The organism is Amycolatopsis sp. MtRt-6 (genome assembly GCF_017308975.1).
In the GTDB taxonomy this organism is placed as follows: domain Bacteria; phylum Actinomycetota; class Actinomycetes; order Mycobacteriales; family Pseudonocardiaceae; genus Amycolatopsis.
In genome coordinates this window covers 112142-135243 of the sequence record NZ_JADWPD010000021.1, presented here as the reverse complement: position 1 = coordinate 135243, position 23102 = coordinate 112142, and the positions used below count along the sequence as shown (strand labels likewise).

The 23102-nt window shown below is 72.7% G+C and carries 21 protein-coding genes; 12 read left to right on the top strand and 9 right to left on the bottom strand.

Annotation, left to right across the window (positions count from 1 at the left end; genetic code table 11):
• Positions 1-20 precede the first annotated feature (20 nt).
• Positions 21-1589 (top strand): dolichyl-phosphate-mannose--protein mannosyltransferase, encoded by a 1569-nt coding sequence (locus I4Q55_RS30905; RefSeq protein WP_206792672.1) that lies wholly within the window; start codon positions 21-23, stop codon positions 1587-1589.
• Positions 1590-1706: 117 nt separating this feature from the next.
• On the opposite strand, the gene I4Q55_RS30900 is transcribed toward I4Q55_RS30905, so the two are convergent.
• Complete coding sequence (locus I4Q55_RS30900) at positions 1707-2420, bottom strand: helix-turn-helix domain-containing protein (protein ID WP_206792806.1); 714 nt, start codon at positions 2418-2420, stop codon at positions 1707-1709.
• Between the two features lie 76 nt (positions 2421-2496).
• On the opposite strand from I4Q55_RS30900, the gene I4Q55_RS30895 reads away from it, so the two are divergent.
• Positions 2497-3066, top strand: a complete 570-nt coding sequence (locus I4Q55_RS30895; protein WP_206792670.1) for a class I SAM-dependent methyltransferase — start codon at positions 2497-2499, stop codon at positions 3064-3066.
• Here I4Q55_RS30895 and I4Q55_RS30890 read toward each other — a convergent pair.
• A complete protein-coding gene (locus I4Q55_RS30890) occupies positions 3063-4829 on the bottom strand; it encodes a serine/threonine-protein kinase (protein ID WP_206792667.1) in 1767 nt (588 codons plus the stop codon). The two genes, I4Q55_RS30895 and I4Q55_RS30890, sit on opposite strands and share 4 nt — an antisense overlap.
• A 184-nt stretch (positions 4830-5013) precedes the next feature.
• Here I4Q55_RS30890 and I4Q55_RS30885 point away from each other — a divergent pair, with 184 nt between their 5' ends.
• A complete protein-coding gene (locus I4Q55_RS30885; RefSeq protein WP_242547071.1) occupies positions 5014-6885 on the top strand; it encodes a propionyl-CoA synthetase in 1872 nt (623 codons plus the stop codon).
• Positions 6886-6950: 65 nt separating this feature from the next.
• Positions 6951-8516 carry a beta-N-acetylhexosaminidase gene (locus tag I4Q55_RS30880; RefSeq protein WP_206792663.1) on the top strand — a complete coding sequence of 522 codons (1566 nt, stop codon included), beginning with the start codon at positions 6951-6953 and terminating at the stop codon, positions 8514-8516.
• Between the two features lie 4 nt (positions 8517-8520).
• Here the strand turns inward: I4Q55_RS30880 and I4Q55_RS30875 are convergent, their stop codons facing one another.
• The 6 genes from I4Q55_RS30875 to I4Q55_RS30850 all read right to left on the bottom strand — a co-directional run bounded on the left by I4Q55_RS30875 (position 8521) and on the right by I4Q55_RS30850 (position 15572).
• Complete coding sequence (locus tag I4Q55_RS30875) at positions 8521-9045, bottom strand: hypothetical protein (RefSeq protein WP_206792661.1); 525 nt, start codon at positions 9043-9045, stop codon at positions 8521-8523.
• Positions 9046-9070: 25 nt separating this feature from the next.
• Positions 9071-12547 (bottom strand): ALF repeat-containing protein, encoded by a 3477-nt coding sequence (locus I4Q55_RS30870; RefSeq protein ID WP_206792658.1) that lies wholly within the window; start codon positions 12545-12547, stop codon positions 9071-9073.
• Between the two features lie 222 nt (positions 12548-12769).
• Entirely contained in the window at positions 12770-13168 is a 399-nt protein-coding gene (locus I4Q55_RS30865) for a hypothetical protein (protein ID WP_206792655.1), read from the bottom strand.
• Positions 13169-13352: 184 nt separating this feature from the next.
• Complete coding sequence (locus tag I4Q55_RS30860) at positions 13353-13958, bottom strand: TetR/AcrR family transcriptional regulator (protein ID WP_206792651.1); 606 nt, start codon at positions 13956-13958, stop codon at positions 13353-13355.
• Positions 13948-14631 carry an MOSC domain-containing protein gene (locus I4Q55_RS30855; RefSeq protein WP_206792648.1) on the bottom strand — a complete coding sequence of 228 codons (684 nt, stop codon included), beginning with the start codon at positions 14629-14631 and terminating at the stop codon, positions 13948-13950. Before I4Q55_RS30855 ends, I4Q55_RS30860 begins: the two co-directional genes overlap by 11 nt.
• A 26-nt stretch (positions 14632-14657) precedes the next feature.
• Positions 14658-15572 carry a LysR family transcriptional regulator gene (locus tag I4Q55_RS30850; protein WP_206792646.1) on the bottom strand — a complete coding sequence of 305 codons (915 nt, stop codon included), beginning with the start codon at positions 15570-15572 and terminating at the stop codon, positions 14658-14660.
• Between the two features lie 104 nt (positions 15573-15676).
• Between I4Q55_RS30850 and I4Q55_RS30845 the strand changes: the two genes are divergently transcribed.
• Both I4Q55_RS30845 and I4Q55_RS30840 read left to right on the top strand, forming a co-directional pair.
• Positions 15677-17047 carry a M20 family metallopeptidase gene (locus I4Q55_RS30845; RefSeq protein WP_206792644.1) on the top strand — a complete coding sequence of 457 codons (1371 nt, stop codon included), beginning with the start codon at positions 15677-15679 and terminating at the stop codon, positions 17045-17047.
• Entirely contained in the window at positions 17044-18300 is a 1257-nt protein-coding gene (locus tag I4Q55_RS30840) for an MFS transporter (protein ID WP_206792641.1), read from the top strand. The genes I4Q55_RS30845 and I4Q55_RS30840 overlap by 4 nt, the downstream gene beginning before the upstream one ends.
• A gap of 10 nt (positions 18301-18310) precedes the next feature.
• On the opposite strand, the gene I4Q55_RS30835 is transcribed toward I4Q55_RS30840, so the two are convergent.
• A complete protein-coding gene (locus I4Q55_RS30835) occupies positions 18311-19288 on the bottom strand; it encodes an NAD(P)H-dependent oxidoreductase (RefSeq protein WP_206792638.1) in 978 nt (325 codons plus the stop codon).
• A 168-nt stretch (positions 19289-19456) separates the two neighbouring features.
• On the opposite strand from I4Q55_RS30835, the gene I4Q55_RS30830 reads away from it, so the two are divergent.
• The 6 genes from I4Q55_RS30830 (at position 19457) to I4Q55_RS30805 (ending at position 23021) form a co-directional block, all read left to right on the top strand.
• Entirely contained in the window at positions 19457-20254 is a 798-nt protein-coding gene (locus I4Q55_RS30830) for an SGNH/GDSL hydrolase family protein (RefSeq protein WP_206792636.1), read from the top strand.
• Positions 20233-20790 carry a TetR/AcrR family transcriptional regulator gene (locus I4Q55_RS30825; RefSeq protein WP_206792633.1) on the top strand — a complete coding sequence of 186 codons (558 nt, stop codon included), beginning with the start codon at positions 20233-20235 and terminating at the stop codon, positions 20788-20790. Before I4Q55_RS30830 ends, I4Q55_RS30825 begins: the two co-directional genes overlap by 22 nt.
• Before the next feature lie 79 nt (positions 20791-20869).
• Positions 20870-21589: a DUF2786 domain-containing protein gene (locus tag I4Q55_RS30820; protein WP_206792630.1), complete on the top strand. Its 720-nt coding sequence runs from the start codon at positions 20870-20872 to the stop codon at positions 21587-21589.
• Between the two features lie 52 nt (positions 21590-21641).
• Positions 21642-22379, top strand: coding sequence for a Long-chain-fatty-acid--CoA ligase (locus tag I4Q55_RS30815; RefSeq protein WP_206792628.1), 738 nt, complete (start codon positions 21642-21644; stop codon positions 22377-22379).
• 55 nt (positions 22380-22434) lie between these two features.
• Positions 22435-22776 carry a winged helix-turn-helix domain-containing protein gene (locus I4Q55_RS30810; RefSeq protein ID WP_206792626.1) on the top strand — a complete coding sequence of 114 codons (342 nt, stop codon included), beginning with the start codon at positions 22435-22437 and terminating at the stop codon, positions 22774-22776.
• Positions 22773-23021: a hypothetical protein gene (locus I4Q55_RS30805; RefSeq protein WP_091318156.1), complete on the top strand. Its 249-nt coding sequence runs from the start codon at positions 22773-22775 to the stop codon at positions 23019-23021. Before I4Q55_RS30810 ends, I4Q55_RS30805 begins: the two co-directional genes overlap by 4 nt.
• The last annotated feature ends 81 nt before the right edge of the window (positions 23022-23102 follow it).

The following is a 23102-nucleotide window of genomic DNA, read 5'->3' as shown; positions in this document are numbered from 1 at the left end:
TCGCCCGTAGGATCGCCCCCGTGACCGCCGTGCTGACCCGTCCCGACGACGAAAGCGTCCGGCCGGACCCGGTCGAGGCGCTCCGGCCGCCCACCGACCGCGAGCTGACGCTGCTCGGCCGCGGCATGCCGGCCGACCGCCTGCGCGGCTGGGTCGTCACCCTGGTGCTGACGGTGATCGGCGGCATCGTCCGCCTGCAGAACCTCGGCGTGCCGACCGACAAGGGCAGCCCGGTCTTCGACGAGAAGCACTACGTGCCCCAGGCGTGGCAGGTGCTGCGCAACGGCGGTTACGAGGACAACTACGGCTACGAGCTGGTCGTCCACCCGCCGCTGGCCAAGCAGCTGATCGCGATCGGCGAGTGGCTGTTCGGCTACAACGGCTGGGGCTGGCGCATCATGCCCGCGCTGGCCGGCACGCTGATCGTGCTGCTGACCATCCGCATCGCCCGCCGCCTGACGCGCTCGACGCTGCTCGGCGGCATCGCCGGCATCCTGGTGATCAGCGACGGCGTGCTGCACCTGCAGTCGCGCATGGGCATGCTCGACATCTTCATCGCGCTGTTCGTGCTCGCCGCGTTCGCCTGCGTGCTCGCCGACCGCGACCAGGTGCGCGAACGGCTCGCGACGGCGGTCCGCGAGGGCTGGGTCAACGAGTCGGTCTGGGGCCCCAAGCTGGGCTTCCGCTGGTGGCGGTTCGCGACCGGGCTGATGATCGGGCTCACCTTCGGCGTCAAGTGGTCGGCGCTGTACTACATCGTCGCGTTCGGGCTGCTCACCGTCTTCTTCGACGTCGCGGCCCGGCGCGCGGCCGGCGTCGAACGGCCCTGGCTGGGCACGATCCGCCGGGACGTGGCCCCCGCGCTGTGGGCCATCCTGGTCATCCCGTTCCTGATGTACTTCGCCGCGTACTGGGCCTGGTTCGCCAGCGAGACGGCCACCGACCGGCACTACACCGAGATCAAGGACATCGCGCCGGGCTTCTGGGCGTGGATGCCGCCGGCGTTGCGCTCGCTGGGCGACTACACGGCGAACGTCCTGCACTTCCACGAGACGCTGGTGACGCCCAAGGACAGCCCGCACCCGTGGGAGTCGAAGCCGTGGACGTGGCCGATGGGGCTGCGCCCGATGCTCTACAGCTACAACGGCGAAGTCACCGGCTGCGGCGAGGCCCGCTGCATCAGCGCGACGATGCTGATCGGCACGCCGGCGATGTGGTGGCTGGCGATCCCGATGCTCGGCTGGGCGGCGTGGCGCTCGATCTTCCGCGCGGACTGGCGCTACGCGGCCGTGCTCGTCGGGTACCTGGGCGGGTACGTCTTCTGGTTCACCAACATCGACCGCCAGATGTACTTCTTCTACGCGACGCCGCTGGCCGCGTTCCTGGTGCTGGGGCTGACGTTGTGCCTGGGCCAGATCCTGGGCAGCGCCCGGCGCGGGTTCGAGAGACGCGGGACCGGGCTGCTGGTGGTGTCGCTGTACGTCGGACTGGTGGTGGCGAACTTCGCCTGGCTGTGGCCGATCCTGAACGGCATCGCGATCACGAACGGCCAGTGGGAAGCCGAGCGCTGGCTGCCCTCCTGGCGGTAGCCAGCCCCGGGCGCGCGCCCCAATGTGGCCTTGGTTGCGTTCACCGCACCCAATGGGGCCTTCGGTGCGTTCAACGCACCGAAGGCCACATTGGGGCGCTTGGGGCGGGGGCGGGGTTCAGCCGGCGAAGTAGGCGCCCGGCGTGACACCCACCGCGCGCCGGAAGGCCGCGACGAACGCGCTCGCCGAGCTGTAGCCCACGCGGTAGGCCACCGGCTCCAGCGGCGTCCCTTGCGCCAGCAACGGCAACGCCGCACGCAGCCGCACCTGCGTGCGCCACGTCCCGAACGGCATCCGGCACTCGCGGACGAAGATCCGCGCCAGCGTGCGCTCCGCGGCCCCGACGTCCCGGCCGAACTCGGCCAGGGTGCGCGGGTCCGCCGGGTTCGCGAGCACCGCCGTCGCCACGTCGAGGGCGCGCGGGTCGGCCGGTGACGGCACCACGATCGGCACGACGTCCAGGGGTTCCAGCAGGTCGAAGGCCACGGCTTCGGCGCGCAGCCGGGCCGCGGGCGCGACGCCGTCGCCGGTCAGGTACTCCAGCAGCTCCCGCAGCAGCGGCCGGACGACCACCATCCGCGGCTCCGGCCAGGACACCGGCGACAGCGACGGGTCGGCGTAGATGCCCCGCAGCGCCGCCCGCCCGAGCGCGCCGGTGCGGTGCCGGACGCCGGCGGGCATCCACAGGGCGCGTGTCGGCGGCAGCACCCAGGCCGCGTCGCCCGCCTTGACCGCGACGACGCCGCGGGCCGACCAGACCAGCTGGTGCACCGGGTGCTCGTGCCACGGGAACCAGGTACCGGCGGGCAGGTCGAAGGCGCCGAGGAGCATGGCTTGGCTGTTTGACGACATTGGTTGGCAGCGTATCGGCTACCAGTCACCGGCGGGCCGGAATAGCGTCGGACGCATGCCGATGAACCTGATCCACCGCAAGATCTGCAGCTCGGCCAAGTGGGCTTCGATGGTCGAGGACGTGCTGCCCGGCTGGCTCGCGAAACACGACCTGGGCGACGACGTCCTCGAGATCGGCCCCGGCTTCGGCGCCACCACGAAGGTGCTGCTCGACGTCGTCCCGAAGCTGACGATCCTGGAGATCGATCCCGCGTCGACCGAGCTGCTGCGCACGAAGTTCGGCGACCGCGCCGACGTCCGCGAAGGCAGCGGCGCCGAGATGCCGTTCGGCACCGGGAGCTTCTCCGCGGTCGTCTGCTTCACGATGCTGCACCACGTCCCGACGGTGTCGCTGCAGGACGCGATCTTCGCCGAGGCCGCCCGGGTGCTGCGGCCGGGCGGGCGGTTCTGCGGCACCGACAGCCAGCTCAGTTTCCGCTTCCGGCTCCTGCACATCGGCGACACGATGAACGTGCTCGACGCGGCGACCCTGCCCGGGCGCCTGGAGCGGGCCGGTTTCGAGCAGGTCGAGGTCAAGGCCCGCCCGAAGGAGATCGTGAGCTTCTCGGCCGTCAAGCCCGGTTAGCGACGCGGCAGCCCGCTCCCCGGCTGCCGCGGCACCACCCGCGTCACCGGGCCGTCGGCGGACTTGCCCGCCCGCGACAGCCAGCCCTCCACCTCGCGCCGCACGGCGTTCAACGTCGGACGCCGACGGGGCTCCGGGTCCAGGGACGCCGCCAGCAGCCGGGCGTGCGCGCTGCGCTGCGGCAACCGCGAAACCGGCTCGGCCCGGGCCGCCGCCATCAGCGCCGCCATCGGGGTCTCCCGCGTTCCGCGCGGGGGCTGGCCGGACAGCGCGTAACTGATCGTCGCCGCCAGCTGCCAGGCGTCCGACGCCGGGGAGGCCGGGGAGCCCATCGCCTGCTCCGGGGCCACGAAGTCCGGCGTGCCGATCATCATCCCGGTGGCCGTCATCTTCGAGTCGCCCTGGCTGCGGGCGATGCCGAAGTCGATCAGGTGGGCCAGGCCGCTCGGGTCCAGCACGATGTTCGACGGCTTGATGTCGCGGTGCAGGACGCCCTTCTCGTGGGCCGCCGCCAGGGCACCCGCCATCGTCGCCCACAGGCGGCCCGCCGCGACGTCGTCGATCGGGCCCTGGCCGTCGACCAGCTCGGCCAGCGGACGGCCCTCCAGGTACTCCATCACCAGCGCCAGGCCGTCCGGCTCCTCGGCGAGGTCGTACACCTTGACGCAGTTCGGGTGGCTGACCACGGCCAGCGCGCGGGCCTCGCGCTGCATGCGCTCGGCCGTGTCGCGGTCCGGCGCGTGCGCGATCTTCAGCGCGACCGTGCGGTTGAGCTGGGTGTCGACGGCCTGCCAGACCGTGCCGAACCCGCCCGCGCCCAGCTGCTTGACGCGGCGGTAGCGGCTGCCGCCGGCGTTGCGGGAACCCGGCGGCGGCGGGATCGGGCCCGGGGCCGCCGCCAGCGCGCCGGCCGGCGGGGACGGCGGCTCGGGCGCCGAGGCCAGGGCCGTCTTCGGGTACGGGCGGTTGGCCGGGAGCGGTGGCGGAGGCGGCGGGGTCGGGCGCGGCTGGACCTGCGACGGCGGCGGCCCCTGCTCCGGCCGGCGCGGCGGCGGCTCGTCCGACCGGTCCGACCGGTTGATCACCGACCACGGCGGCGGGCCGACCATCGCGACCGGGATCAGGCCCAGCACGCTGAACGGCAGGAAGCCGAGCCAGAAGTGCAGCGCGGTGTTCGCCTCCATGCCGACGCTGAACACCAGCATCGCGGCGAACGGGATCCAGAAGAACCGCGACGGCCACTTCGGCCCGCGGCGGAAGGCCGTGCGGCCCTGCAGGATCACGAAGAACAGCGAGCCGGCGCCCAGCACGGCGAAGGCCAGCAGGTAGACGAAGAACGGGAGGTCGCTGCCGTTCTTGGCGAACAGCACGTCGTAGACGGTCTGGCCGCCGCCGAGGTAGTCCTTCTGGTTGTCGACCCAGCAGCCGCCGGGGCCGTTGAGCGTGGCCAGTTCGACCTTGCTCAGGCCGGTCTTCTCGCCCGCCCACGCCGCCCGGTAGACGCCCGAGACGCCGTTGGACAGCAGCCACGGCAGCACCAGCGCGCTGAACAGGCCGATCGCGCCGAACACCGACAGCGTCGTGGCGTCGTAGCGGTTGCCGGTGCCCTTCCGGATGATCGACACGGCGACCGCGCCGATCGGCGGGAGCAGCGCGACGAGCGCGCCGGCCGCACTCGTGGCCCAAACCCAGTCGCCGGGGCAGAAACCCGGGCCGAACAAGGAATGGGCTAGCGAGAGCAACGCGCTCGCGAGTCCGTTCACCGCCGGGCTCCCCTCACTGTCCGTGTTCGCCATGTAGCCGTCGCGCGGCGTTTCCCGCGGTCCAGCTTAGGACGCTCCCGGGCTCCGTGAGGTTGCCGGGTCTTTCCGCCGGGGAATCCGGCGCGCCCGCCGCTCCCGCGCCATGATGGGGATCGGCGCAACGTCCGACGCGAAGGAGCGGAGCATGGCCGCGTACTCCGAAGCCTACCGGCGCAGCCTGACCGAGCCGGACGCGTTCTGGCTGGCCGCGGCGGAGTCGATCAGCTGGACGAAGCCGCCGGAGCGGGCACTGGACGACTCGAACCCGCCCTTCTACCGGTGGTTCCCCGGCGCCGAGCTGAACACGTCGTACAACGCGCTGGACCGGCACGTCGAGGCCGGCCGCGGCGGCCAGGCCGCGCTGATCTGGGACTCTCCCGTGACCGGGCGGCAACGTACGTACACGTACGAGGAGCTGCGGGACACGGTCGCGCGCTTCGCCGGGGCGCTTCACTCACTCGGGGTAACCAAGGGTGACCGGGTGATCGTCTACCTCCCGATGGTGCCCGAAGCCGCCATCGCGATGCTGGCCTGCGCGCGGATCGGGGCGGTGCACTCGGTGGTCTTCGGCGGGTTCGCGCCCAAGGAGCTGGCCGCGCGGATCGAGGACGCCAAGCCCACGGTCATCCTCGCCGCGTCCTGCGGCATCGAGCCGACGCGGGTCGTCGAGTACCAGCCGATCATCGAGGCCGCGCTGGGCATGACCGAGCACCAGCCCGACCACGTCGTCGTGCTGCAGCGCGAGCAGGCGCCTGCCGTGCTGACCGGGCGCGACCTCGACTGGCGCGAGCTGGCGGTGGGCGCCGAGCCCGCCGACCCGGTGCCGGTGGCGGCCACCGACCCGCTGTACATCCTCTACACGTCCGGGACGACCGGGAAGCCGAAGGGCGTCGTGCGCGACACCGGCGGCCACGCCGTCGCGCTCGCCTACTCGATGGCCGCCGTCTACGACGTCCACGCCGGCGACGTCTGGTGGACGGCGTCCGACGTCGGCTGGGTCGTCGGCCACTCCTACATCGTGTACGCGCCGCTGCTCGTCGGGGCGACCACGGTCATGTACGAAGGCAAGCCCGTCGGGACGCCCGACGCCGGCGCGTTCTGGCGCGTCATCGCCGAACACGGCGTCCAGGCGCTGTTCACCGCGCCGACCGCGCTGCGGGCCGTCAAGAAGGTCGACCCGGACGCCCGTGAGCTGGCGAAGTACGACCTCGAGCAGTTCCGGACGCTGTTCATGGCCGGCGAACGGCTCGACCCGGAGACCTACCACTGGGCCCACGAGAAGCTCGGCGTCCCGGTCGTCGACCACTGGTGGCAGACCGAGACCGGCTGGCCGATCGCCGCCAACCCCCGCGGCCTGGAGCCGATGGCCGTCAAGGCCGGGTCCGCGACCAAGCCGGTCCCCGGCTGGGACGTCCGGATCCTCGACCAGGCCGGCGGCGAGCTGCCCGCCGGGCGTGAAGGCGCCATCACCGTGAAGCTGCCGCTCCCGCCCGGGTCGTTGCCGACGCTCTGGGGCGCCGACGAGCGGTACCGCGAGGCCTACCTCTCCCGCTACGAGGGCCACTACCTGACCGGCGACTCCGGTTACTTCGACGAAGACGGCTACCTCTTCGTCATGGGCCGCACCGACGACGTCATCAACGTCGCCGGGCACCGGCTCTCCACCGGGTCGATGGAAGCCGTCCTGGCCGCGCACCCGGCGGTCGCCGAATGCGCCGTGATCGGCGTCGCCGACCAGCTCAAGGGCCAGCTGCCGCGCGGGTTCGTGGTGCTGAAGTCGGGCGCGGACATCGCCCCGGAGCAGCTGCGCGACGAGCTCGTGGCGATGGTCCGGCGGGACATCGGCCCGGTCGCGGCGTTCCGCGACGTGTCCATTGTGGACGCGCTGCCGAAGACGCGGTCGGGGAAGATCCTCCGCAAGACGATGCGCGCGATCGCCGACGGCCGCGACGAGGCGGTGCCCTCGACGATCGAGGACCCCAGCGTCCTGGAGGCCATCCGCGCCGCCCTTCGTTAAGAACTGTTCCAAATGCACCGGCTGGTCTGTACCTTTGCAGGGAGTCCCCGACCGGAGGTGCTTCGATGCGCTTGTCCCGAGCCGTCCTGACCGCGGCCGTCGTGAGTCTCGCGGCCGCCGGCCTGCCCGCTTCCGCCGCGGCCGCCCCGGCCGCCCTCGAACGCAGTGTGACCGACGTCGTCCCGGCGCCCGTCTCGGCGCAGGCCGACCCCCGCGGCGGCTTCCGGCTCACGCCGTTCACCGTGATCACCGCCGGCCGCGGGGCCGGCCAGGTCGCCGACTATCTGCGCGGCCTGCTGCGCCCGGCCACCGGCTACCCGCTACCGGTCGTGCCGCGCGCCGCCGGGCTGCCCGCGATCTCGCTGGAGCTGGGCCACGACCCGCGCATCGGCACCGAGGGTTACCTGCTGAAGGTCGCCCGCGACGGCGTCACGCTGACCGCCAACACCGCCGACGGGCTCTTCGAAGGCGTGCAGTCGCTGCGGCAGCTGCTGCCGTCGGCCATCGAGTCCCCGCGCGTGCAGCACCGGACGTGGACCGTCGCCGGCGGCACGATCCTCGACTACCCGCGCTTCGCGCAGCGCGGCGCGATGCTCGACGTCGCCCGGCACTTCTTCAAGCCCGACCAGGTGAAGCGGTACATCGACCAGATCGCCCAGTACAAGGTCAACACGCTGCACCTGCACCTGGCCGACGACCAGGGCTGGCGGATCGAGATCAAGAGCTGGCCGAAGCTGGCGACGGTGGGCGGGCAGACGGCCGTCGGCGGCGACCCGGGCGGCTACTACACGCAGGCGCAGTACAAGGACATCGTCGCGTACGCCGCTTCTCGGCACATCACGGTGATCCCGGAGATCGACATGCCGGGTCACACGAACGCGGCGCTGTCGACGTACGCGGAGCTGAACTGCGACGGCGTCGCGGTGCCGCCGCGCACGGACACCGAGGTCGGCTACAGCTCGCTGTGCATCTCCTCGCCGATCACCTACCGGTTCGTCGAGGACGTCGTGCGCGAGCTGGCGGCCCTCACGCCCGGGGAGTACCTGCACATCGGCGGCGACGAGGCCCACTCGACGCCGCCCGCGGACTACCTGGCGTTCGAGCGGAAGGTGCAGCCGATCGTCGCCAAGTACGGCAAGAAGGTCACCGGCTGGCACGAGATCGCCAAGTCGGTCCCGCCGGTGTCGGCGGTCCCGCAGTACTGGGGCTTCGGGGGCGACGACCCGGACGTCGCGGCGGCCGCGGCGCGCGGCAACAAGATCCTCATGTCGCCGGCGAACTACGCCTACCTCGACATGAAGTACACCCCGCAGACGCCGCTCGGCCAGGACTGGGTCGCGCTGATCGAGGTGCGGGACGGCTACGACTGGGATCCGGCGACGCTGGTCAACGGCGTCGGCGAGAGCCAGGTCGCGGGCGTCGAAGCGCCGCTGTGGACCGAGACGATCCGGACCAGCGACGACATCGAGTACATGGCGTTCCCGCGGCTGCCGGGGATCGCGGAGATCGGCTGGTCGCCGCGGAGCACTCACGACTGGGACGCTTACCGGCTCCGGCTGGCGAAGCAGTCCCCGCGCTGGGTGGCGCAGGGGATCGACTTCTACCGCTCGCCGCAGGTCGACTGGAAGTGAGGCCTCAGCCCAGGGTCTTGCTGCGCAGGTAGACGACTTCCCGGTCCGGGCCGGGCTTGACGAGCACCCAGAACGTCGACCACCGGTCCGGCGAGTGGAAGCCGAAGTAGAGGTCGTACCGCACGCCGGGGTCGAGCACCCAGCCGAACTGCCGCATCTCCGCCGGGTCGAACGGCGGGTCGTCCGGCCGGATCGCCGCCCCGCCCGCGGTCCCCGACGCCCCCGACGGCCAGTGGCCCGACGGGGTGGCGGGGTCGACCCCGTACTGCTTCAGGTAACCGTCCACACAGGACTTGGCCGCGGTGAAGGTGACGGCCAGCCGGTCGGTGAGCGGCGGCTGGACGTCGAAGCGGAAGCCCTCGACCGGGCACGACGGGAGCGAGATCCGGTACCGCGCCGCGGCGTCCTCCCAGCTCACCCCGCTCTCGCTGCCCGGGTAGGCCCGCGGGTCGGGCTCCTTGCCGCAGCCGGCCAGCACGGCGGCCGCGGCAAGGAGCCCGAGAACGGCCGTCAGCGGCCGTGCGCGCATCGCACTCCTCGCGGATCCGGCGGATTCATCGGTGCCCCACGATGTCGAGGTTCTGGTTGGTGCTGCCCTGCACGGTGAAGTCCTGCGCGAGGCCGACGGTCGGCATCTGCGACAGCGCCTTCACATCGTAGTCGACGCCGTGCACGGTGATCGGCGGCTTCTCGGGGTCGAAGTTGTACGCCTTCTTCAGGTCCACGCGGTAGCCGCCGGTCAGCTGCACCGTCCCGTCGCCGGTCACCCGGGCGGTGAGGTCGCCGGTGACCCGGTACTCGAACGAGTGCAACGAGAAGATGTGGTCGGGCACCTGGGTGAACTGCTCGCCGAGCCAGTTCGTGTCGAGCTTCAGCGAGCACGTGAAGCCGACCGGCCCGGTGCACTTGGCCGCCGCCTGGTTGGCGTAGGCCGCCAGCTTGCGGTTGAGCGCCGCCTGCCACTGCGGATCGTTGTAGAAGCTCCTCATCTGGTCGGCGCTGAGGACGTAGTCGTCGCCGCTCGCCCGCGCCCAGTGGTTGAACAGGGCGCAGGTGATCGGCCGGTTGTTGCAGACGAACAGCGCGGCCGCGCCTTGTTGCATGGAGAGCATCTGGATGTACTCCCGCAGCGCGGCCCGTTCCCACGGCGTCGGCTCGTGGTAGGCCGGGTGGCCCGCCTGGTCGTCCTGGTAGGGGTGCCCGTCGGGGTCGGTCATGTCCGGACGGCTGCCACCCGCGGCCTCGGCGATCTCCCGGAGGTAGAGCTCGATCGTCCGCTGGAAGGCGTCGGCCGCGGCCTGCACGGCCTGGTCGCGGCTGAGGTTGGCGGCCGCGGCGGAGGCAGCCGCGGCGTCGGCGGCCGCCCGGGCGTCGGAGGCCGACGCCGCCGCGTCCGAAGCGGACGCCTGGGCCCGGTTCGCAGACTGCTGGGCCTGCTGGGCCGCCTGCTGGGCGGCGGCCTCGGCCTGCTTGGCCTGGTTCGCCGACTGCACCGCCGCGTCCGCCGACCTCTTGGCGTCCTGGGCCGACGCCTCGGCCTGCGCGGCGTAGGTCTTGGCCAGGTCCGCGGAGTCCTTGGCCTGCTGGGCGTAGCGGGCCGCGTCGTCGGCCGCGCCCCGCGCCACCGCGGCGGCCTTGGCCGCCTCGGCCGCGTTCTGCCGGGCCAGCGCCGCCGAGCGGGCGGCGCCGGCGACGTACCCGGCGACCTCGGCCCGGTGGGTCGCGGTCAGCGCGTCCCGCTGCCGCGCCCGGTGCAGCCCGGACTCCAGGAAGGTCCGGACGACGCTCGCCGGCCCGGCCAGCGCGGCCCGCGCGGAGGCGCGCACCTCCGGCCCGCCGGTCGAGACGGCCTGGGTGGCCAGCACCCGGTCGTCGGCCTCGCGGGCGGTGTACTGCCCGGTCCGCAGGAACGCCCGGACGTCGTCGGCGGTGCCGTCGAGGGCACGCCGGCCCGCGGCCTGCACGCCGGGCCCGCCCGCCGCGATGATCTGGGTGGCCAGCACCCGGTCGTCGGTTTCGCTGCCCGGGTACTTGCGGTTGCGCAGGAAGTCCTGCACCTGCGCGTCGGTGCCGACCATCGCGGTCCGCGCGGTCGTCGCCTCGGCCGGGCGAGCCGTGGACGCCGCGATGGCCGCGACGCTGGCCCGGTCGTCCTTGCGCTCGGTGGCCGGCTGGACGGTGGTGACGAACGCCTTGACGTCGTAGTCGTCGCCGGTCAGCGCCGTGTCCGCGGCGGTGCGGGTGAACGGGCCGCCGAGCTTGCGCAGCGCGGCCGCGGCCTTGCGGCCGTTGCGGACCACCACGGCCGCGTCGGCGCCCGGCGTCCGCGCTTCGGTCAGCAGCCGCTGGGTTTCGGCGTCGAGCTTGGCCTCTTCGCCGGCGGTCCAGCTCGCGTCCGCCTGGGCGTCCGCTTCGGCGTCCTTCGCGGCTTCGGCTTCGGCCGTCTCCTGCGCTTCCTGCTGGGCCAGCCGCTCGTCGTCGGCCTTGCGCGCGGTCTCGGCCACGGCCGCGGCGGTGTCGGCCGCGGTCTTCGCGTCCTTCGCGGCGTTGTCCGCTTCACGCGCGGCGGCTTCGGCTCGTTCGGCCGCGTGGGCGGCTTCCCCGGCGTGCGCCGCGGCTTCCTCGGCGGCGGTGGCCGCCGCATCGGCGTGCGCGGCGGCCGAATCCGCGGCCGCGGCGGCCTGGTTGGCCGCCCCGACCGCCTCGTTCGCCAGCGCGGTGGCGGCGTTCGCCGCCCGGGTCGCTTCGGCGGCCTGGCGCTTCGCCTGCTGGGCCGCGCGCCGGGCGCGGTCGGCCTGCGCGCCGGCCTGCTCGGCGAACCCGCCGGCGGCGTTGGCGGCATCGCCGGCCGCGGTGGCGTTCTGCCCGGCCGACGCGGCCGCGCTGGCGGCCCCGGCCGCGGCGAGCGCCGCGGCCACCGCACCGCGCGCGGCGTCAGCGGCCTTGCGGGCGTTCCACGAGACCTGACGGGCCTCGACCGCGGCCTGCCGCGCCCGGTCCGCCTGACCGGCGTCGGACGCGGCCGCGGCCGCCGCGTTGCGCGCGTTGGTCGCGGCCTGGCCGGCCTGCACGGCCGCGGTGGCGGCCTGGGACGCCGCGCTCGCGGCGATCCGTGCCGACTCGGTGGCCGCGGACGCCGCCTGGATCGCCGTCCTGGCCGCGTCGGCGGCACGCCTCGCCGCGTCCGCGGCCCGGCCCGCCGCGGCGGCCGCGGTCAGGGAGTCGTTGCGGGCCGCCTCGGTCTCCTGGGCCGCCCGCTGCGCCGCCTGCTTGGCGAGCTCCGCGGCCTGCAGGGCCTGGGCGGCAGCCTCTTTCGCCGTCTCCGTCTGCGTCGCGGCCCGTGCCTGCGCGTCCGCGGCGAGGTCCGCGAGCTGGGCCACGGTCAGGGTTTCGTGGTCCTGCGCGACCGCGACCGGGTAGCCGGCGGTGAGGAAGCGCGAGATGTCTTCGTCGGTGCCGTCCAGCGCGATCTGGGCGGCCCGCTTGACCTGGGGACCGCCCGCCGCCATCAGCTGGGTGACACGCACCCGGTCGTCGCCGGCCTGGGCCCGTGCCCGGCCGGTGGTGAGGAATGCGCGCTGCTGCTCGGGGGTGCCGGCCAGTGCCGTCTGGGCGGCGCGCTTGACGCCGGGGCCGCCCGCGGCCAGTGCCTGGGTGACCTGTACGCGCAGGTCGTCGAGGCTGGGTTGCTGCCAGCCGGTGTCGAGGAAGGCCTGCATCTGCGGGACGGTGCCGCCGGACGCGGTCTGCAGGGCGCGCCGCAACCCCGGGCCCGCGCGCGAGACGAGCTGCGAAAGGCGCACGCGCAGGTCCTGCTCGGCGGCGACGGCGAGCCCGGTGGTGAGGAAGGCGTGCACGTCGGCGTCGGAGCCGGTGAGGGCCCGCTCGGCGGCGACCTGCACGCCGGGCCCGCCGGTCCGGAGCTGTTCGAGGGCCTGCTGCCGCTCGCTCGGCGGCGCCGGTTCGGCGGCGGCCGCGGGCAACGCGGTCACCCCGGACAGGAAACCGACGGCGGCGAGCACGGCGGCCACGGGTCTGCGGAACGATCTTGCCAATCCGGCCAAAAGCAGGCCGACCCCAGCACGGCACGTAACCGTTGCGACAAAGCCATTCGGCCGTGACTGTGGCCGGATTGGCAAGGAACGACACAGCATCTCGTTGCCCCCTGGGCGCGACGAAATCGCGGTCCCGGCCGCGGTGATTTGCCCGCGGCCGAACCGCGTAAATGGATGTAGTATCGATTTCCGGCCGGATCAGGACCGGCCGGACCGCAATTCGACGAGCGGGGTGAATCCGTTCTGCGGGTCGACACCCTCGCCGACCGGCGTGTAGGTGTTCTTGATGACGTCGGTGGGCGTCGCGGTGCCCTTGATCATCACGGTGGCCTTGAGCTCGTGGGTGTCGCCGGTGACGGCGAACACGTCGGGGACGTCCATGGTCAGGTAGCCGGATTCCCCGGTGATGCGGAAGCAGAAGTAGGAACGCTCGGCGATCCGGCTCCACACCTTGACGAGCGGGCCGGTCGCGGCGCAGTCGGTGAACAGGATGTGCCCGTCACCCTTGAGCAGCCGGATGTGGTACTGCGCGTAGATCGCGTCGGCACCCGGGTAGTCGTATTCCTCGACGATCGGCGGCGGGACGTCGTCCGCCACCGCGGTTCCGGAAACGAAAGGCAGAACCGCAGCGGAAAGAGCACCCGCGACGAGCGGGCGCGCCAACTTCTTCACAGTTTCATCCCCCTGAAAAGGCAGCCTCGGCCGCCCCGAATCCCCGATCCGAAACCGATCTTACGGAGCACACACCGGCGAAGTCAACAGAAACCCGACAGCACGGCTGCTAACGCACGGCGGCACCGTCGAGCCGCGCCCGGATCGCCCGCCGCGCCAGCGCGTAGGGCCGGCCCCCGCCGTGGAGGACGGCGTCCGCGTTGGCCGCGCGCCCCAGCGCGTGCAGCTCGAACGCCAGCACCTCGGCGTCCGCGCCGATGTGCCCGAGCGCGACCGCTTCCACCGCGGCTTCCCGGATGAACTCCGCGAACGAGCCGCTCGCCGCCGCGACCGCGTCGTGCACCCGGCCCCGGCGCGCGTCGAACTCCGCGCCGACGTTGAAGAAGAAGCACCCGCCGGGGAAGACGCGCTGCTCCGAATAGTCCAGCCACTTCTCGCACACCGCGCGCAGCCGCGGCAGGCCCGGCGCGGCCGCCCGCGCCGGGGTGGTCACGGCGGACGCGAAGATCTCCCAGGCGGCGTCGATCGTCGCGAGCTGGAGCTCCTCCTTGGAGCCGAACAACGCGAACACGCCGCTCTTGCTCAGCTCCAGCTCGGCGGCCAGCCTGCCGAGGGACAGGCCCTCGAGGCCGTCGACCGAAGCGACGTCGACGGCCCGGCGCAGCACCAGCCGCCGGGTCGCGTCGCCGCGGGCGACGCGACCGTCACCCGGCACGCCGCGCCCGCCAGCGGTCCACAGTGGACTGGACGCCGTCGCGGTAGGACGCCGAGAGCGCGGGGGCGGCCAGCACGCGGTCGGCCAGGTCGAGCGCGGCCTCGACCTTGTCCTCCGGCAGCTGCCCGTAGTTGGCGAAGGAGACGAGGTACACCTCGGTGATCGTCGGGCCGTCCGCGCGCTCGGCGAGCTCGACCGGCCCGGACGTCGGGACCGTGCCGGGCCGCAGCACGCGCAGGTACCAGCCGCTGCGCCCGCTGTCGATCATCAGCGGCGTGACGTCCTTGCGGCCGGTCTTCATCGCCAGCTTGAAGCACGGCTGCCGCGGCTGCGAGACCTGGACCAGCGCGTCGCCCCAGGCCCAGACGTCCCCGATCCGGACGTCGTCCTCGGTGACGCCGGTCAGCGAGACGTTCTCGCCGAAGCCACCCGGCTCGGCGTCGAAACCCTCCGCCACCCAGGCCGGGTAGTGCTCGGCCGGGTAGACGTAGACCGCCTTGTCGACCCCGCCGTGCACGGTCAGGTCGGCCTGCCGGTCGCCGTCGAGGTTCAGCTCGGTCAGGTTCAGCTCCGGCGCCGTGACCCGCGCCTTCGTGATCGCGCTCAGCACCGGCCGGTCCCGGCGGTGACCCAGGACGCTCGGTTCCCCCACAAACACGCCGTCGACGTTCATGACCCGAAGATAGCACGATCGTTCGTTCAATTTCCCGGCTCGGCGGGCCGGACCAGCGAAACCAGGATCGCGGTGAAGCGCGTCACCGAGAGCGAGAGCGTCCGCCCCGCCATCGTCTGGACCTGCGCTTCCCGCTGCCGGAACGCGCGGTTGCCGAGGTGGACGTAGGCGACGCCTTCCGCCTCGGCGTCCCGGTGGACGTCACCGAGCCCGCCGACCAGCGCGACCCCGCCGCCTTGCCGGACGAACTCGTAGAGCGGCGCGAGCTCGTCACACTCCAGCACCCGCTGCACAGCCAGGTTCTCGATCCGCGCGGCGATGTCGAACAGCTCGCGCAGGCTCTGGCCCGTGGTCGGCAGCGCGACCGGGTACGCGCACAGCTCGGCCAGGCTCACCCGCGCCCGGCCGGCCAGCTCGTGCCCGACCGGCACGATCGCGTACACCGGCACCACCACGGCGCTCTCCACGCGCACGCCGTGCTGCGGACCGGTCGTGTAGGTGACGGCGACGTCCGCCTCGCCGTCGAGGACGCGCCGGGTCGCCTCGTCGCGGCGGACGACGTCGACGTGGAACGCCACTTCCGGGTGGTCGCGCCGGAATTCGGCGATCGCCCGCGGCACGACCCGGCGGGCGAACCCCTCCGAGCACGCCACCGTGATCGAGCGGGTCTGCAGCCCGCGCCCGGTGCGCAGTTCGTCGAGCAGCGCCGCCGATTCGGCCTCGCTGCGGCGGACGTGGTCGAGCAGCCGGTTGCCGGCGTCGGTCGGGATCATGCCGCGCGGGTGCCGGACGAACAGCGGCACCCCGATCGCGGATTCGAGCTTGGCGATCTGGCGGCTGATCGCCGACGGCGCGACCGTCAGCGCGACGGCGGCCTCGGACACCGAGCCGGTGCGGGCGACTTCGAGGAAGTAGGTCAGCCCCGTGGGCAGCAGGCGCATCGTTCCTCCTGGTTTGCCTTCATGAGAACGCACGACGGCCGAAACGGCAATGGTCACGGCCCTCAGAGCGCCTTACGCTTTCCCGACACGACCCGGGAGGCCCCGTGATCCCTGCCGAACTGCTCGCGAAAGCACAGGCCCACGTCGACTCCGGTGCCTTCTTCGCCGAACTCGCCACTCTCGTGGGCTATCCGACGGTGAGCGACGCTCCCGAAGGCCGCATTGCCATCAAGGCATACCTCGATGACGTGCTGACGCCGATGCTCGAAGCGCTCGGCTGCGCCGTGGAGACGTACCCCAACCCGGACCCGGCGGGCGGTCCGTTCCTGGTCGGCACCCGCACGGAGTCGCCCGCGCTGCCGACGCTGCTCTGCTACGGCCACGCCGACGTCGTCGGGGAAGCCGGAACGTGGAGCGACGGGCGGGATCCGTGGACCCTGACCGCCGACGGCGAGCGCTGGTACGGCCGCGGCACCGCCGACAACAAGGGCCAGCACCTGGTCAACCTCACGGCGTTGCGCCTGCTGCTGGCGGAGAAGGGAGCGCTGGGCTTCAACCTGAAGTTCCTCTTCGAAACCGGCGAGGAGATCGGCTCGCCGGGGCTGCCGGAGTTCGCCGAAGCGCACCGGGAACTGCTGCGCGCCGACGTCCTGATCGCCTCCGACGGCCCGCGCCTCGACGCCGCGACCCCGACGCTGTTCCTCGGCGCGCGGGGCAGCGTCCGGATCGCGCTCGACGTCGATCTGCGCCCGGGCTCCCACCACTCCGGGAACTGGGGCGGGATCCTGCGCAACCCGGCGACGACGCTCGCCGCGGCCGTCGCGAGCCTGGTCGACGGGCACGGCCGCATCCAGGTGCCCGAACTGCTGCCGCCCGCGCTGCCGGACACCGTCCGCGCGGCGCTCGAGGGCGTCGTCGTCGCGAACACCCCGGGCGACCCGGTGCCGGACGAGGGCTGGGGCGACCCGCGGCTGACCCCGGCCGAACGGCTCTACGGCTGGAACACCCTCGAAGTCCTCTCCCTCGGCGCGGCCGACGTCGACCGCCCGGTCAACGCGATCCCCGGCCGGGCCCGTGCGGTGCTGCAGCTGCGGTACGTCGTGGGCACCGACGTCGGCGGGGTCGCGGACGCCGTCACGAAACGGCTGGCCGAGCGGGGGTTCCCGATGGTTTCGGTGACCATCGACGGCAACTTCCGGGCCAGCCGCACGCCGGTCGACGACCCGTGGGTGAGCTGGGCCAAGTCCACTTTGGACGACGTCGCCGAGACACCGGTCGCCATCCTGCCGAACTTCGGCGGCGGCCTGCCCAACCACGTCTTCACCGACGTCCTCGGGCTCCCGACGCTGTGGCTGCCGCACTCCTACCCCGGCTGCCTGCAGCACGCGCCGGACGAGCACCTGCTCGCGCCCGTCGCCCGCGAAGGCCTCGTGCTCGCCACGGCGCTGTTCCACGCGCTGGGGGAACGGCGATGACGGACACGCAGACCCGGCGCCCGGTCACGAACCGGCGCGCGATCGCCGCGGCGACCATCGGCAACGCGCTCGAGTGGTTCGACCTCGCCGCGTACGCGCTGATGGCCGCCTACATCGGCAAGACGTTCTTCCCCGGCGGCAACGCGGCGATCCAGCTGGTCCAGGCGTACGCGGTCTTCGGGATCACGTTCCTGATCCGCCCGCTCGGCGGGCTCGTCCTCGGCGCGTACGCCGACCGGCACGGCCGCAAGAAGGCACTCGTGCTGACGATCCGGCTGATGGTGCTCGGCACGCTGCTGCTCGCGATCATGCCCGGCTACGCGACGATCGGGGTGCTCGCCCCGCTCGGCGTGATCGTCGCGCGGCTGCTGCAGGGCTTCGCCGCCGGCGGCGAGTTCGGCGCGGCGACGTCGTTCCTGATCGAGCAGGACGACCGGCGAAAGGGTTTCCTCGGCAGTTTCCAGTTCGCCAGCCAGGGTTTCTCGACGCTGCTCTCGGCCGGGTTCGCGGCCGGCCTGACCGCGGTGCTCTCGAACGACGCGATGACGTCGTGGGGCTGGCGGGTCCCGTTCGTCTTCGGCCTGCTCGTCGGGCCGGTCGGCTACTACATCCGCCGGCACGTCGACGAATCGCCCGTCGCGCCGGCGGAGAAGGCACCGATCAAGGAGCTGTTCCGGAACCACTGGGGCGGGCTGCTCGTCGCCGGCGGCGCGCTCGTGGTGTCGACGTCGCTGAACTTCATCCTCCAGTCGCTGCCGGCGTTCGCGATCAAGACGCTCGGCCTCGACGACTCGCTTTCGTTCGTGGCGCTGGTGATCACCGGTGTGGTCCTGACGCTGGGCACCCCGGTGGCCGGCTGGTTCGCCGACCGCCACGGCCGGATCCGGCTCATGGTGACGGCGGCGGTGCTGATCGGCGTGAGCGCGGTCCCGCTCTACGTCTGGGTCACGAAGACGCCGTCGTTCCTGACCCTGACGGTCGCGATGACGATCCTGGGCCTGCTGAAGGCGGCGTACTTCGGGGCGCTGCCGTCGGTGATGGCCGACGCGTTCCCGCCGCAGACCAGGGCGACGGGACTGTCGTTCGGCTACAACGCGACAGTGGGGATCTTCGGTGGCTTCACCCCGACGATCGCGGCGGCCCTGATCGCGACGACGGGCTCGCCGGTCTCGCCGGGGTACTACCTGGTACTGACGGCGTGCTTGAGCGTGGCGGCGCTGGTCGTGGCCCACCGGCGGCGGGGGATCCGGTGAGCGGCGCGCGTCACGGCTCGAGGTCGGCCACACCCCGGCCGCTCGCCAGGTCGAACGGCACGGACGCCTGGTCGTGGACGATCACCCACTCGCCCCCGACGGGCCGGAAGACGAACGTGGCCCGGACCCACATGCCGGTGACGGCCTGCCCGGTCGGCAGCGTGCCGCTGACCCGGCCGAAGCCGTGCCCGACGGCGAGGTCACCGCTCGCGGTGACGGTCAGGTCGCGCAGCTCGTAGTCCACCTTTTCGAAGATGGTGAACACCTTCGCCCAGTTCTTCAGCTTGGCGTCGACCCCGACGTGCTGCAACGGCGGTTCGACGTCGAACGACACGACGTCCGGCGCGTAGACCCGCCGCAGCGCGTCGAGGTCCTTGGCCCGCAGCGCTTCGATGATCTCGTCGAGCCGGCCGCGCACCGCGGCTTCCACGTCCCCGCCCCGCAGCGGCGCCAACGCGGTGCTCCAGGCGACGACGTGGTCCAGCGTGGTGTCCAGCGCGGCGAGCTGGTGGTCGCCCGGGGTGAAGACCGCGCGGTTCTCGAATTCGGTCGTCAGCGGCAGGGTGACCTGCGGGGTCACGTCGGCCAGCTGCAGGGCTCCGCAGACCAGCCGCAGCTGCTCGACCGAGCGGGCGCCGCCGACCCCGCCGTACGAGACGAACCCGGCCGCCTTGGTGTTCCACTCGACGTGGACGTGGTCCAGGGCGTTCTTGAGCACGCCGGGAACGGAGTGGTTGTACTCCGGCGTGACGAAGACGAACCCGTCGCACGACGCGATGACGGCGGCGAAGGCCCGGGTGCGCTCGTCCTGGTACCGCCCCGAAAAGCCCGGCGGCTCTTCGAGGTGGGGCAGCGGGTGGTCGCGGAGGTCGATCGCGGCGAACTCGGCGTCACCCCGGGCGGTGGCCCGCTCCTCGACCCAGCGGGCCACCTGGTCTCCGACGCGCCCCGGGCGGGTGCTGGCCAGCAAGATCCCGATCTTGGTCATCGTTCTCCCCTGTTCGGTTGGCTTCGGTTCCTTCGACGAAGCAGCACGCGGGAACGTCAGGCGGCACTTGCTCGACCTCGCCTACTCCGGCGGCCGTCGAGTAGACACCGTCTACATCAGTTTGATAGACAGTGTCCACCAGGTGAACCACGGGTTACGGAGATCGGGATGAGCTACCACCGTTTCGTCGTCCTCGGCGACAGCTGCGCCGAAGGCCTCGACGACCCGTACCCGGATCAGCGCCAGTACCGCGGCTGGGCCGACTTCGTCGCCGCGCGTCTGGCGGAGGACCGGCCCGGCTTCCGCTACGCCAACCTCGCCGTCCGCGGGCGCCGGCTCGACCAGATCGTGCCCGAGCAGGTGCCGGCCGCGACGCGGCTCGAACCCGACCTGATCGCCCTCTTCGGCGGCGGCAACGACGTCATGAGCCGCGGCTGGGACGCGCGCACGGTCGCCCGCCGGGTCGACGCCGCCATCCGCGCGTGCACGGAGATTTCGCCCGTGGTCGTCACCTTCACGCTCAGCGACGTCTCCCGGCGGATGCCGCTCGGCAGCCGGATGCGGCCGCGGATCGTCGCGCTCAACGAAGCCATCCGGGAAGCGGCCGTCAGCTACGGGGCCCAGCTCATCGACCTGTGGCCGGACCAGGCGGTCACGGACTCGCGCTACTTCGGCGCCGACCGGCTCCACCTGTCCGCTCACGGGCACCGCCGGCTCGCCGCCTACGTCCTCGCCCGGCTCGGCGTCGACCACGATCCCGCGTGGCTCGCCCCGCTGCCCGGCACCGCGGCGCCCGGCAGCCGGCGCGCCGACCTGCAGTGGCTGCTGCGGGAGGTGCTCCCGGTCGCCGTGACGCGCACGCGCAACCGGCTGATCGGCCGCCAGCCCGGCGACGGCTTCCTCCCCAAGCGCCCGGACCTGCTCCCGATGACGCTGGACGAGGCGTGGGCACCCGGCAACGCCTGATCGCGACGGCGTCGGAACTGCTCGCCGCCGACGGCGTCGGCGCGGTGACGCTGCGCGGGATCGCCAAGGCCGCCGGGGTTTCCCACGGCGCGCCACTGCGGCACTTCGCGGGCCGCGCCGAGCTGCTGTCGGCCGTGGCCACCCAGGGCTTCACCGAGTTGCTGGAGCGCCGCACGCGCTTGCCGGAAACCTCCCCGCGGGAGCGGCTCACCGCGGCCTGCCACAGCTACCTCGACTTCGCCTTGACCAACCCGGCGATGTTCGAGCTGATGTTCCGCCGCGACCTGATCGATCCGGACGACCCGGCGCTGAAAGCGGCCTCCAGCGCGGTGTTCGACACCTTCGCCGTGCTGGTGGCGGCGGTGCCGACACCGGTCGCGCGGTCCGGCGCCGACCTGCGGCTGGTCGCCGCGTCACTGTGGGCGGCGCTGCACGGCCTGGCCCAGCTGTGGCTGTGGGGCGGTCTCGCGGGCGCGAGCTTCGCGCCGTCGCCGGAAGCGGCACTGGCTGTCACCCTCGACGCGTACCTCGCCTAGCGGGTGGCGGGCGGCGGCGGGTGGGCGACACGCCGACCCGGTCCGCGCGCCCGAACATCTGATCGAATACCCTCTCGGCATGACCGAGTCAGACCCGCAGCTCGAGCGCATCCGCAAGCTGCTGGCCAAGGCCGAAGACCCGGCGGTCACCGAGGCGGAAGCCGAGGCGTACAACCAGAAGGCCGCCGAGCTCGTCGCGCGGTACGGCATCGACCAGGCGATGCTCGCCGCGTCGGGGGCGCGGGCCGACGAGATCGGCACGCTGAAGATCCCGATGGACGACCCGTACAGCCGCGACAAGGCGAGCCTGCTCACCTCGGTCGCGTACCCGCTGCGCTGCCGGACCCTGCTGCACCGCCTCGGCCAGAAGGTCGAGAGCGTCACGGTGTTCGGCTTCCGCTCCGACCTCGGCCGGGTGGAGCTGCTGTTCACCAGCCTGCTGCTGCAGGCGAGCACGCAGCTGACCCGCGTCCGGCCGGACGGCTTCTTCCCCGGCGAGTCCCTGGCCGCGTACCGGCGCACCTGGCTGCACGGCTTCGCCCGCGCGGTCCACGAACGACTCACCCGCGCCGAGCAGGAAGCCGTCCGCACGGCGGTGCCGGGCGAGCGGTCGGCGGAACTGGTGGTCCGCGACCGCGCGCAGCTGGTGCAGCACGCGTTCGACGCCGAGTACGGCGACCTGCGCGCCGCCTCGCCCAGAAGACTCAGCGGCAGCGGCTACCTCGACGGCCACGACGCCGGCACCCGGGCGAACCTCGACCCGGCCGCGCTGACCCGGCGGCGCAAAGCCCTGCGCTGAGTCGCCCGGTTGCCGCTATCGGAGCGGCGATCACTTCCGCTTCACTGGGCGCATGCGCGTTGTCGATCTTGCCGGCCGCCCCGACCTCCTCGACGCCGCACTGGCCCTCGGCGACGTCGGCGGCCAGTTCATCTACCAGGGTGCCAGCGGCCGCATGATCACCGGCGAGCGCTTCCTGCACCACTGGGCGCGCTACTTCCTGATCGCGCTGGACGACGACGGCACGCCGATGGCCCGCGCCCTGTCGGTCCCGCTGGCGTACCCGGCCCCGGACCGCGCGGAGCTGCCGGACCACGGCTGGGACCAGGCGATCGAGTGGGCGGCCCAGGACGTCATGGACGGCCGCGCGCCGAACGCGTTGTGCGCGCTGGAAGTCGTGATCGCCCCGCACCTGCGCGGCACCGGCCTGTCGGCCCCGATGCTGAAGGCGCTGAAGGCGCGGGCGGCGGAAACGGGCCTGCGCAAGCTGATCGTCTCGGTCCGCCCGATCGGCAAGGAGGCCGAGCCGTCGGTCCCGATGCCGGAGTACGCGGCCCGCCGCCGCCCGGACGGCCTCCTGGCCGACCGCTGGCTGCGCACCCACGAGCGGCTGGGCGCCCACGTGGTGAAGGTGTGCCCGTTCGCGGTGACGCTGTCGGGTTCCCTGGCGGACTGGCACGACTGGACGGGCGTGAAGCTCCAGGACGGCGAGAACTTCATCCCGGGCGGCATCGCCCCGGTGTACGCGTCGGTCGCCCACGACACGGCGACGTATGTCGAGCCGAACGTGTGGCTGGAACACCCGATGTGATCTCGGGGATCACCCCGGTGGCATCCTCGCCCGGCACCTGCTAACTTTTGTTTGCATGTGGACGACGGGTGACGAGCTCCTGCGGCAGCTGGGCGCCCTCGGCAACCCGCACCGGCTGCGGATCGTCGCGGCCCTGTCCGCCGAACGCACCTACGTCAGCAAGCTGGCCCGCGAGCTGCGGATCAGCCGCGCGCTGCTGCAGGTCCACCTGCGCAAGCTCGAAGCCGCGGGCCTGGTCACCGCCAGCTCCGAGGTCGGCGAGGACGGCAAGACCATGCGGTTCTACGAGGTCACGCCGTTCTCCGTCGTGCTGACGCCGGAGGCGATCGCGGCCGCCGCGCCGACGCTCACCACACCGGAGTCCGTCCAGGGGGACGGCGAGGAGGGACGCTCATGAACTGGCACCAGTGGCAGGAGATCCTCGGCGTGGTCGGGATCTTCGTCCTGATCACCGTCGTGCTCTCGATCGCGATCGTGCAGCTGGCCGCGACCTGGCGCGCCAAGGCGAAGCTCGCGCGGGAGCACGAATACCGGTCACTGGCCGAGAAAGCCGTCCGGACGCAGGAGGAGACCGAGCGACAACTGCGTGACGTCCAGGACCGCCTGCGGTCCATCGAACGCGTGCTCAAGGAGGTCGACTGAGTTAGGCCCTGGGCCGCCGAGCGGCAACTCGGCGACCCAGGAGGAAGAAGCACCCACTCGCCCGAGGGCGAGCTCTCATCG

Excerpts from the sequence above, each read along its gene's own strand:
- I4Q55_RS30900 (WP_206792806.1), bottom strand. The coding sequence starts at position 2,420 with ATGCTCCTCGGCGCCTTCGACCTGCCCGCCGGTACCTGGTTCCCGTGG.
- I4Q55_RS30895 (WP_206792670.1), top strand. The coding sequence starts at position 2,497 with ATGCCGATGAACCTGATCCACCGCAAGATCTGCAGCTCGGCCAAGTGG.
- I4Q55_RS30885 (WP_242547071.1), top strand. The coding sequence starts at position 5,014 with ATGGCCGCGTACTCCGAAGCCTACCGGCGCAGCCTGACCGAGCCGGAC.
- I4Q55_RS30880 (WP_206792663.1), top strand. The coding sequence starts at position 6,951 with ATGCGCTTGTCCCGAGCCGTCCTGACCGCGGCCGTCGTGAGTCTCGCG.
- I4Q55_RS30875 (WP_206792661.1), bottom strand. The coding sequence starts at position 9,045 with ATGCGCGCACGGCCGCTGACGGCCGTTCTCGGGCTCCTTGCCGCGGCC.
- I4Q55_RS30855 (WP_206792648.1), bottom strand. The coding sequence starts at position 14,631 with ATGAACGTCGACGGCGTGTTTGTGGGGGAACCGAGCGTCCTGGGTCAC.
- I4Q55_RS30850 (WP_206792646.1), bottom strand. The coding sequence starts at position 15,572 with ATGCGCCTGCTGCCCACGGGGCTGACCTACTTCCTCGAAGTCGCCCGC.
- I4Q55_RS30840 (WP_206792641.1), top strand. The coding sequence starts at position 17,044 with ATGACGGACACGCAGACCCGGCGCCCGGTCACGAACCGGCGCGCGATC.
- I4Q55_RS30835 (WP_206792638.1), bottom strand. The coding sequence starts at position 19,288 with ATGACCAAGATCGGGATCTTGCTGGCCAGCACCCGCCCGGGGCGCGTC.
- I4Q55_RS30830 (WP_206792636.1), top strand. The coding sequence starts at position 19,457 with ATGAGCTACCACCGTTTCGTCGTCCTCGGCGACAGCTGCGCCGAAGGC.
- I4Q55_RS30820 (WP_206792630.1), top strand. The coding sequence starts at position 20,870 with ATGACCGAGTCAGACCCGCAGCTCGAGCGCATCCGCAAGCTGCTGGCC.
- I4Q55_RS30815 (WP_206792628.1), top strand. The coding sequence starts at position 21,642 with ATGCGCGTTGTCGATCTTGCCGGCCGCCCCGACCTCCTCGACGCCGCA.
- I4Q55_RS30810 (WP_206792626.1), top strand. The coding sequence starts at position 22,435 with ATGTGGACGACGGGTGACGAGCTCCTGCGGCAGCTGGGCGCCCTCGGC.
- I4Q55_RS30805 (WP_091318156.1), top strand. The coding sequence starts at position 22,773 with ATGAACTGGCACCAGTGGCAGGAGATCCTCGGCGTGGTCGGGATCTTC.